Source organism: Paraburkholderia sp. BR10923 (genome assembly GCF_040948765.1).
In the GTDB taxonomy this organism is placed as follows: Bacteria; Pseudomonadota; Gammaproteobacteria; order Burkholderiales; family Burkholderiaceae; genus Paraburkholderia; species Paraburkholderia youngii.
Genome location: NZ_JBFPKO010000121.1, coordinates 1 through 1,185, shown reverse-complemented (window position 1 = coordinate 1,185; position 1,185 = coordinate 1). Strand labels below are relative to the sequence as shown.

The window sequence follows — 1,185 nt, the reverse complement described above, 5'->3', positions numbered from 1 at the left end:
CTCATCATCAGGAAGCCGACGGTGTCCATGCCGAGTTCGCGCGCGTATTCGATGTGCTGCTTCGAAATGTCCGCTTCCGTGCAGTGCGTCGCCACGCGCACTACGCGTGCGCCCGCGTTGTACGCAGCCTTCAGGTCGTGAATCGTGCCAATGCCGGGCAGCAGCAGCGTCGCGATCTGCGCGTGCTCGACGACATCCGCGACTGCTTCGATCCATTCGAGGTCGCTATGCGCGCCGAAGCCGTAGTTGAAGCTCGAACCTTGCAGGCCGTCGCCGTGCGCGACTTCGATGCTGTCCACTTTCGCGCGGTCCAATGCGCGTGCGATGTCCTGCACGTTCTGGATCGAGTACTGGTGACGAATCGCGTGGCTGCCGTCGCGCAGCGTCACGTCGGAGATATACAGTTTCTTGTCCATGCGGGAAGTCTCCTTAAGCCTCTTATGCCTCTGATGCCTGCACGAGCGCCTGCGCCATGCGCTCGGCGGTCGCGAGCGCGGCCGAAGTCATGATGTCGAGATTGCCGGCATAGGCGGGAAGGTAGTGCGCGGCGCCTTCGACCTCGATGAAGACCGACGTCTTCAGGCCGCTGAAGCGGCCGAGTCCCGGAATGTTGAGTGGCGCGTTCGCGGGAATTTCGTCGAACTGCACCTTCTGCTTCAGGCGATAGCCGGGCACATACGCCTGCACCGCGGCGGCCATCTGCTCGATTGAAGCCTCGACCTTGTCGAGGTCGGCCATCTCCGACAGCGTATAGACGGTATCGCGCATCATCACCGGCGGCTCGGCCGGATTGAGCACGATGATCGCCTTGCCTTTCGCCGCGCCGCCGACCGCTTCGATCGCCTTCGACGTGGTCTCGGTGAATTCATCGATATTCGCGCGCGTGCCGGGACCGGCCGACTTGCTGCTGATCGACGCGACGATCTCCGCGTAATGCACCTTCGCCACGCGCGACACGGCCGCGACCATCGGAATGGTCGCTTGTCCGCCGCAGGTCACCATGTTCACGTTGGGCGCGCCGATATGCGCGTCGAGATTGACGACCGGCACGCAGTACGGCCCGATCGCGGCCGGCGTCAGATCGATCACGCGAATCGAAGGCTTCAGCTTTCGCAACAGCGCATCGTTCTTCACGTGCGCGCCGGCCGAGGTCGCGTCGAACACGAAGTCGATGTCATTGAACAC

General features: G+C 63.0%; 1 protein-coding gene and 1 pseudogene. Both read right to left on the bottom strand.

Annotated features, from left to right (window positions below):
* Positions 1-416 (bottom strand): annotated as a pseudogene (locus tag AB3X94_RS41665) (4-hydroxy-2-oxovalerate aldolase); the annotation flags it as partial.
* A 22-nt stretch (positions 417-438) separates the two neighbouring features.
* The coding region (locus tag AB3X94_RS41660; protein ID WP_368614451.1) for an acetaldehyde dehydrogenase (acetylating) at positions 439-1,185 on the bottom strand (747 nt) is incomplete at its 5' end.